The sequence below is a fragment of the Ventosimonas gracilis genome, from assembly GCF_001580025.1.
GTDB classification, from domain to species: Bacteria; Pseudomonadota; Gammaproteobacteria; order Pseudomonadales; family Pseudomonadaceae; genus Ventosimonas; species Ventosimonas gracilis.
Genome location: NZ_LSZO01000220.1, coordinates 52,697 through 62,039 on the forward strand (window position 1 = coordinate 52,697; position 9,343 = coordinate 62,039).

A 9,343-nucleotide genomic window follows, 5' to 3' on the forward strand; every position below is an offset into this window, starting at 1 on the left:
TGTATTGGCAAAAAACCTCCCTCTCCCCTCCCCCATTTATGGGAGGGGCGGGGAGAGGGGGAAAGTTAACTCGCTGCGCCCTGCGCGAAGCTTAAGAGTTCGTGCCCCAGTAGCGCGTAGATGGCGTAGTCAGCGGCGTTGCTTTCGCGCAATTCGGCCAGTACACCGCGCCAGCGCTGTACCTGCTCTTGATGACGGGCGAGCCAAGCGGCCAGCCTTTCATCGCCCTCGCTTTGCGTCTGCGGCATTTGCAGCAAGGCGATGGTGATATTGCGCTGCTGCTCGTCCAGCTCGTCACGAAAGCCTTCCCGTGCCTGTGCCTGCCAGTTGTTTTCTACCGGCAGACGGTTGATTTGTTGGCTGTACCAGTTCAGTTCCAGTTCAGTGCCAACGGCAAAGTAGGATTTGGCGACAGTTTCGGCCGCTTCGCCACTGATCTCCGCCGCTTCGATAATCGAAAGCAAGGTATACAGATGGCTAACCCCGGCGACCATTCGCGCCAGCAGTTCCGGCACGCCCGCTTCAGTAAAGCCTTCGTAGCGCTGCTGCCACTGCTCCAGCATTTCAGTGCCCAGCAGTTCATTAAGTTTTAGCCCCAAGGCCACCACTTTTGAGCCGAAGTGGGTAACCGCTGCGGCGGCGTCCATCTCGCTGGCACGGCGGCTGCGCAACAACCAGCGCGTGGCGCGGCGACCCAGGCGCATCAGCTCTTCCATCAGTTGCAGTTGCAGATCGGCACTGACTTTGCCGTCGAGCGCTTCAATTTGCCGAAACCAGTGCGGCAGGTGGAAGATGTCGCGCACGATGACATAAGCACGCGCGACCTTGGCGGCGCTTTGCCGAGTGGATTCGGTCAAGCGCTGGACAAAGGTAATGCCCATGTGGTTGACCAAATCGTTGGCGATTTGCGTACTGACGATTTCACGGCGCAAGCGGTGGCCTCGCATGACCTGCCCGTATTTTTCGACCAATAGCGGCGGGAAGGCGCTTTCCATCTCGCGCAGCAGGTAGGCATCGTCCGGCACCGCTGAAGCTAAAAGCTGCTCTTTAAGGTCAATCTTGCTGTAGGAAATCAGCACGGAAAGTTCCGGCCGCGTCAGTCCTTTACCGGCGGCGGTGCGCTCGTTTAAAGCTTCATCGGTCGGCAGAAATTCCAGCGCGCGATCCAGTTTGCCGCGGCGCTCAAGGCTTGCCAGCAAGCGGCGGTATTCGCCGACGCGCTCGCGGGCACGGCGAAATGCCAGCGACAAGGCTTGGGTCTGCTTGTAATTATTGCCAAGCACCAAACTGCCGACTTGTTCGGTCATTTGCGCGAGCAGTTCGCGGCGCTGCTTATCGGTCATCTCGCCGCTTTCGATTAAATCGCGCAGCAGGATTTTGATATTGACCTCGTGGTCGGAGCAGTCCACACCACCTGCGTTGTCGATAAAGTCGGTATTGCTGGCACCGCCTGCGAGGTTGTATTCCACCCGGCCAAGCTGGGTCATGCCCAGATTGCCGCCCTCGCCTATCACCTTGGCGCGCAGGTCGCGCCCATCGACACGCAGGCCGTCGTTGGCTTTATCGCCGACATCGGCATGGCTTTCCGTACTGGCTTTGACATAAGTGCCGATACCGCCGTTCCAGATTAAATCGACCGGCGCTTTCAGCAGTGCGCTGATCAGTTCGGTGGGATTGAGCTTATCGGCAGTAATAAAAAAGCGCTGCTGCATTTGCGGGCTGATCGCAATGCTTTTGGCGCTGCGCTCAAAAATGCCGCCGCCTGCCGAGATCAGGCTTTTGTCATAGTCCGCCCAACTGGAACGCGGCTTTTTAAACAGACGCTCGCGTTCGGCAAAACAAGCCGCACCGTCTTTTGGATTGGGGTCAATAAAGATGTGCTGATGGTTAAAAGCCGCGACCAGTTGCAACGATTGCGATTGCAGCATGCCGTTGCCGAACACGTCACCGGCCATATCACCAATACCGATCACCGTGAACGCATCTTGCTGCACGTCAATACCGCGCTCGCGGAAATGCCGCTGCACCGAAACCCAAGCGCCACTCGCGGTTATGCCCATGCCTTTATGGTCATAACCGACCGAACCGCCAGAGGCAAAGGCATCGCCCAGCCAGAAGCCGTAATCCGCGGCAATGCCGTTGGCAATGTCGGAAAAACTCGCCGTGCCTTTATCGGCAGCGACCACCAAATAAGGGTCGTCCGCGTCGTGACGCACCACATCCGGCGGCGGCAGGATTTGCCCATCTTTGAGATTATCGGTGACATCCAAAAGCCCGCTGATAAACAGCCGATAACAAGCAATGCCCTCCGCTTGCACCGCATCACGGCCTTCGGCGACGGGCAGGCGGCGCGGGACAAAGCCGCCTTTCGCGCCGACCGGCACGATCACCGAGTTTTTCACCTGCTGCGCCTTGACCAGCCCCAGCACTTCGGTACGGTAATCTTCCTCGCGGTCAGACCAGCGCAGCCCGCCACGGGCGACATTGCCAAAGCGCAGGTGCACGCCTTCGACCCTTGGGCTATAGACAAAAATCTCAAACTTGGGCGTGGGTCTGGGGATTTCAGGAATAGCGGCAGGATTTAATTTAAAGCTGAAGTAATTCTTGCCGCTTTGGTAAAAGTTGGTGCGTAAAATCGCCTTAATCACATCCAGATAACGGCGCAAAATACGATCTTCGGACAATACGGCGACCTTATCCAGCGCGCTCAAAATCGCCTGCTCCAACTTATCCTGCTTATCGGCCAATTCTTCGGCGGACAGTTTGCGCGCAAGATAAAAACGGGTGCGGAACAAGCGCACCAGTTCACGCGCAATATCCGTGTGATTGCCCAAAGTAGTGGCGATATAGCCCAAATCAAAGCCCAGGCGGATTTGCTTTAAGTAGCGGGCGAGCGCTCGCAATAACGCTACTTCACGCCAAGGCATGGCGGCGGACAGCACCAAGCGATTAAACGAATCGTTTTCCGCACTGCCTGCGACAATCTGCACAAAGGCCTCTTGCAAGGTGTCGTTTAACTGCTGCAAATCCACCGCCGCACCGCTGACCGGGGTAAAGGCAAAATCGTGAATCCAAAAATCGCGCCCGTCTTTATGGCGCAGACGGCAGGGAAATTCGCCCAGTACGCGCAGCCCCAAGTTTTCCAAAATCGGCAGCACATCGGATAACGCCAGCGGCTCGCCTTGCTGATAGAGCTTGCAGTGAAGCGTTTTACCATCGCCACTAAGCGGCTGGTAAAAACTCATCGACAGCGGCCGGGTTTCGCCCAAGAGCAATAAATGACGCATATCGACCAAGGCGGAAGTCGCCGCAAAACGTTCACGGTAGCCTGCCGGAAAGCCACGCGGAAAATCCGCCAATACTTTGTTGCCTTCGGCCTCACCTGAGGATTCGAGCACTAGCGCGCGGTAATCGTCCTGCCAACTGCGGCAGGCATTGATCACTTCGCGCTCGATTTGTAGCGCGTCAAATTCCAGCGGTTTTTTCGGGTCTACCTTGAGGATAAATTGCACGCGAGCCAGTACCGATTCGGAAAAATAAGTCCAAAACTCGCTGTCAGTCGCACCCAAGCGGTTTTTTAGCACCTGCTCAATGCGAATGCGCACTTCGGTGGAATAAATCTCGCGCGGCACATAGACCAGTGCATAGACAAAGCGCCCATACGGGTCTTTGCGCAAAAACAGGCGCACTTTGTTGCGCTCTTGAATCTGCACAATCGCCATTGCAGTAGCAAACAATTCATCGACCGGCGTTTGGAACAAATCATCACGCGGCAAGACTTCCAGCACCTGCGCCAGTTCCTTACCCAAATGCCCTTGCGGCAGAAAACCTGCGCGGCGCTGTACTTCATCGACCTTATGACGAATGCAGGGGATACTGCGTGCGTTTTCGGTATAGGCGGCGGAGGTGTAGATACCCAAAAAGCGGCATTCTTTAACCACTTTGCCGCTTTTATCGGTCACCCGCAGCGAGACAAAATCCGGGTAAGCCGGGCGATGTACGCGGCTTTGCACCGCCGCTTTAGCAAAAGAAAGCAGTTCAGGCTGCCTTAAATACTCCAGCATATAAGGCTCAAGGTGCAGCTCCGTTGCATCAAGCCCAGCGCGCAGACGACGCGATAATCCAAGCAGAGCGCTTGGCTCATAGTGCATCTGCTGCCCGTCGATACGAAACTCTTCGTAACCCAAAAAGGTGAAATGGTCATCGGCAAGCCACTGTAAAAAGGCTTTGACTTCTTCTAGATACTGCTGATCTTGATTAACTGATGCGTTATCCAGCCAAGCGAGCAACTCCTGCACCTTGCTCTTCATCGGCACAAAATCCGCCACGGCAAGGCGTACATCACCCAATACCTCGGCAATCGCCGCGCTTAAATCGCGCAAAGCGGAAGGCTCTGCAATGCGGTCGATTTCCATAAAAATCAGCGACTCGCTGCTGATGCCTTCACCTTGCGTGCCTTTTGCCAGCAGTTCGAGCAGATTGCCCTCTTCGTCACGACGCACGCTGAGCACGCTGCTTTGCAGCGTGTGGACGCTGTGGCCACGGCGGTTGACTTCCATCCGCACCGAATCGACCAAAAACGGCAGATTCGGATGCAGCACATAAATGCCGGTATGCGTCGATTGCCAGCCGTTTTTTTCGTAATCGGGGTTAAAAACCTCAATTTGTGGCTGATTTTTATCAAAGCGCGAAAGCAGCCTAAACGCCGACAGCGTGCAGCCCACCCAATCCGACAAACGCCGCCCTACCAGCTCCTCCACCGCGACAATGGCGAAAAACTGCTCAGCAAACAGCGCCACTTGCGCGCGTTTAGCTTCGCTTAGGTGCTGCGCCAAAGCGCTGCGTAATTGTTGTTGGAAGTCGGCAGCATTGGCCGCAGTGAAAAACGACATAGCGAAACTCCACTTGTAAAAAGTTAAGGCGCTGACAGGCAGTCCGGCCGAAGGTCCATAGCTTAGCGTTTTTGCAAACGATTACTGCCAGTTCGGCGACATTTCCTTGCAGGTTTTCTCACTATTGAGAAGCAAACTCGCCATCCCTGATTGTCGCCAGCGGACAAAAACTAGTCGCAATCAGAGCTTACGAAATATAAATTTACATATTCCAATAAGTTATGATTCTTTTCGCTCTTGCTATCCATGTTGTATAAATTTTCACTAATACACTGATATTTCAGGAAATATAGAATTTATTATGGATGCACCATTATCAATATCCAACGCAACAACAAAAAGCCCAGCGCCGGACACTGGCCTTGCCTGCCTGGTGATGCTGGCGCGATTTCATGGTGTGTCTGCATCCGCCGAACAACTGGCGCATCAATACGGCAAATCAGGCAGCACTTTTACCCATGCAGAAATTCTGCTCGCCGCCCGCCATCTTGGCTTAATGGCAAAATCGGTTAAAAGCGCCATCAAACGACTGGAGCACAATCCATTACCCGCTTTATTACAAAGCCGAGACGGCCACTTTTTTATTCTTGCCGCCCGTGATAAAGATCAGTGGCTTATTCATGACCCATACACTGAGCGTCCACAAACCTTAACGACAGAACAACTGGCTGAGCGCTGGAACGGGCAAATTATTTTAATTCGCTCGCAAGCCTCGATTGTGGGTGAGTTGGCGCGCTTTGACTTTACCTGGTTTATTCCGGCCATTGTTAAATACCGCAAGTTATTGGCTGAAGTACTATTAATTTCTTTTGCTTTACAGCTTTTTGCTTTATTAACCCCGTTATTTTTCCAGGTGGTGATGGATAAAGTCCTGGTTCACCACAGTGCGACCACGCTAAACGTTATTGTGATTGGCCTGCTCGTCATTATGCTGTTTGAAAGTCTGCTTTCGGGATTGCGCAGCTATATCTTTAGCCATACCACCTGCCGTATTGATGTGGAACTCAGTTCCAAGCTCTTTAATCACTTGCTGGCTTTGCCTATTGCCTGGTTTCAAGCCAGACGTGTGGGCGATTCAGTCGCTCGCGTGCGCGAGCTGGAAAATATCCGCAGCTTTTTAACCGGCAATGCCATTACGCTGGTGCTGGATATTTTATTTTCCGTAGTCTTTATCGGCGTGATGTTGTTTTACAGCGGCTGGCTGACCTTGATTGTGATTGCCTCGTTGCCGGTTTATTTTTTGATTTCTCTACTGATTACTCCACCTTTGCGGGCGCGTTTGCAAGAAAGCTTTAATCGTGGTGCGGAAAACCAGGCGTTTCTGGTTGAAGTGGTCAGCGGTATGGATACGGTTAAAGCACTGTCCGCTCATCCGCAAATGGCAAGGCGTTGGGATAACCAGCAAGCGGCTTATATTGCCGCCAGCTTTAAAACTCAGGTGCTTTCCACCCTTGCCAGCGAAAGCGTTAATTTAATCGGCAAACTGGTCACCGCCGCTACGCTCTGGATGGGCGCTCATTTGGTCATGCAAGGGCAGCTTTCCGTAGGCCAGTTGATTGCTTTTAATATGCTGGCCGGGCGCGTATCACAGCCTATTATTCGGCTCGCGCAACTGTGGATAAACTTTCAACAAACGGGCGTTTCCGTACAACGCTTGGGCGATATTCTTAATAGCCCCACTGAACTTGGCCAAACCAGCAAAAGCGCATTACCGCCCTTGCTGGGTCGTATTGAATTAGACCAAGTGCATTTTCGCTACCGCGCCGATGGCAGTGAAATACTGCGCGGTATTCGCCTTGTGATAAACCCGGGTGAAGTCATCGGCATTGTGGGTCGTTCCGGTTCGGGTAAAAGCACGTTAACCCGCCTGATACAACGTTTTTATGCGCCAGAACGCGGACGGGTATTGATAGACGGGATGGATTTAGCCTTGGCGGATGTCACTTCATTACGTCGACAAATAGGCGTTGTGCTGCAAGAAAACACCCTGTTTAACCGCAGCATTCGGGAAAATATCGCCCTGACCGACCCAGGCGCACCGATAGAACAGATTATCCAGGCCGCAAAACTCGCCGGAGCACACCCGTTTATTTTGGAACTGCCGGAAGGTTACGACACTATTGTTGGCGAGCACGGCGCTTCATTATCCGGCGGGCAACGCCAGCGCATTGCCATAGCCCGTGCCTTAATGGGCAATCCGCGCATTTTGATTTTTGATGAAGCGACCAGTGCCCTGGATTATGAGTCCGAACGCATTATTCAAGATAATATGCAAGCCATTTGCCGAGGCCGCACCGTCATTATTATTGCCCATCGACTTAGCGCGGTACGTCATGCCAATCGCATACTGGTGATGGAACGCGGGCAAATTATAGAAAGCGGCACACATCAGCAATTGCTGCAAAAAGAAAACGGACATTACCGCTATCTGCATCAATTACAACAAGGTTAAACACAATGTCTGCTTATCTTGAGTTATTTAAACGCTACCGCAGGGTATGGAAAGCCGCTTGGCGGCAGCGCAAAAGCATGGATGCGCCGCCGCGCGAACCGTATGAAATTGAGTTTCTGCCCGCTGCCCTTGCCTTGCAGGATAATCCGCTTCACCCCGCTCCGCGCGTTATTGGGCGCTGCTTGATGGTTTTTGCGGCACTGGCACTCCTTTGGGCATGCCTTGGGCATATGGATGTTGTCGCTACCGCCAGCGGGCGCGTAGTCCCCAATGGCAAAAGCAAACTGATACAACCCAGCACCGTAGCCGTTGTAAAAGCGATTTATGTACAAGACGGTCAAGCCGTTGAACAAGGCGATTTACTGGTTGAACTCGACAGCAGTTTGACAATAGCCGATATTAACCGGCTGCAAAATGAACTCACCGCTGCGCAAATCGACAACGCCCGCGCCGAGGCTCTGCTTGAAGCCATCGATAATCAGAAACCTCCAGCCGATTTAACAAAACGCTTAGCACAACTAAGCGCAGACAAACAGCAAAGCGCACAACACTGGCTGGACGGCCAATACCAGGAACTGCAAAGTCTTTTGGCGCAAGCCGATAGCAGCATTAAACAACACAGCGCCGAATTACAAACCGCACAAATCCTGATAGCGTCACTCAAACAAACCCTGCCGCTGGTGCAGGAACAAACGCAGGCCTATAAAAAACTGCTGGAAAAACACCATACCTCGCGCCATAGCTGGATGGAAAAAGAGCAAGAGCGATTAGAAGCTGAGCGCGAATTAGCCTTACAGCAATCTCGCCGTATCGAACTTGAAGCCGCTTTACAATCAGCACAACAGCAAAAACAAACACTACTGGCACAAAACCGCCGCGCCCTGCTGGACTTACTCAATCAATCCAGACAAATGGCTGCAAATCTTGAGCAAGAACTGCACAAAGCCGAACAACAGCACCGCCTTATGTATTTAAAGGCACCGGTTGTAGGCAATGTGCAACAACTGGCTATCCATACCGCAGGCGGCGTAGTCACCGAAGCACAACCACTTATGGTTATCGTCCCGAAAGACCAGCCCATTGAAGTCGAAGCCCTGCTGGAAAATAAAGACATCGGTTTTGTTTACCCCGGTCAAGCGGTCAAAGTCAAAATAGAAACCTTTACCTTTACCAAATACGGCGCAGTACCTGCAATAGTACAAAGCATCTCCAGCGATGCCATTGAAGACGAACGATTAGGGTTGGTTTACAGCACACGCATACAACTAAGCCAAGACCATCTCATAGTCGGAAACCGCAAAATCAAACTCTCGCCCGGTATGGCGGTACGTGCCGAAATAAAAACCGACCAACGCAGGATTATTGATTATTTCCTAAGCCCACTAAAACAATATGTGGATGAAAGTCTTAGGGAACGATAGAGAACCGGAAAATTGACCTATCAATTTATCAGCGCATTTCTGATTGCGTGTATTTATTTTAGGCTATTTCCTCCTGATGGATTAGTTACCGAGCAGAATATATACCGCTTAAACCAATATTTTTTTAACTGCATACAGAAGACCATTTAAATGAAAAACACTCATCAGATTAATTTAACAAAACGCCCGGCACAGCCAAGCGCAGACAAACAGCAAAGCGTACAACACGGGCTGGATGACCAATACCAGGAACTGCAAAGTATTTTGGCGCAAGCCGAGGCCCTCATTAAGCAACAGAGCGCCGAAATCAAGAAAATTAAGGAAATGAAGCTATACAGCGCCGAATACTTTAAAGAAAAAAAGAAAACATGATACTCCCAAGCAAATGGTCTATTTCTATCACCTTGCTTTGGTTTTTTTTGAGCATATTATGCGCCTGGTTTTTTCTCTTTTTTTTCAAGCCATTCGATTTTTTAATTTTTGCTTATTTTAAGGGTCTTAGGAAGCAAACATGTTTTTATGGCATGATAACTTCCTGATATGACTGGTAAAAATAGGTACTTCAAACGTTCGAAAAT

At 51.7% G+C, this 9,343-nt stretch carries 4 protein-coding genes; 3 read left to right on the forward strand and 1 reads right to left on the reverse strand.

Features of this window, described 5'->3' with window-relative positions; genetic code table 11:
• Positions 1 to 65: 65 nt before the first annotated feature.
• A complete protein-coding gene (locus tag AXE65_RS13095) occupies positions 66 to 4,892 on the reverse strand; it encodes an NAD-glutamate dehydrogenase (RefSeq protein WP_068393439.1) in 4,827 nt (1,608 codons plus the stop codon).
• A 301-nt stretch (positions 4,893 to 5,193) separates the two neighbouring features.
• Here AXE65_RS13095 and AXE65_RS13100 point away from each other — a divergent pair, with 301 nt between their 5' ends.
• The 3 genes from AXE65_RS13100 (at position 5,194) to AXE65_RS13110 (ending at position 9,137) form a co-directional block, all read left to right on the forward strand.
• Entirely contained in the window at positions 5,194 to 7,344 is a 2,151-nt protein-coding gene (locus AXE65_RS13100; protein WP_068393442.1) for a type I secretion system permease/ATPase, read from the forward strand.
• 5 nt (positions 7,345 to 7,349) lie between these two features.
• Positions 7,350 to 8,765: an HlyD family type I secretion periplasmic adaptor subunit gene (locus AXE65_RS13105; protein ID WP_068393445.1), complete on the forward strand. Its 1,416-nt coding sequence runs from the start codon at positions 7,350 to 7,352 to the stop codon at positions 8,763 to 8,765.
• Between the two features lie 150 nt (positions 8,766 to 8,915).
• Entirely contained in the window at positions 8,916 to 9,137 is a 222-nt protein-coding gene (locus AXE65_RS13110; RefSeq protein ID WP_068393448.1) for a hypothetical protein, read from the forward strand.
• Positions 9,138 to 9,343 lie beyond the last annotated feature (206 nt).

What these genes read in the sequence shown, in the direction of transcription:
- AXE65_RS13095 (WP_068393439.1), bottom strand. Translation starts at nt 4,892, where the DNA reads ATGTCGTTTTTCACTGCGGCCAATGCTGCCGACTTCCAACAACAATTA.
- AXE65_RS13100 (WP_068393442.1), top strand. Translation starts at nt 5,194, where the DNA reads ATGGATGCACCATTATCAATATCCAACGCAACAACAAAAAGCCCAGCG.
- AXE65_RS13105 (WP_068393445.1), top strand. Translation starts at nt 7,350, where the DNA reads ATGTCTGCTTATCTTGAGTTATTTAAACGCTACCGCAGGGTATGGAAA.
- AXE65_RS13110 (WP_068393448.1), top strand. Translation starts at nt 8,916, where the DNA reads ATGAAAAACACTCATCAGATTAATTTAACAAAACGCCCGGCACAGCCA.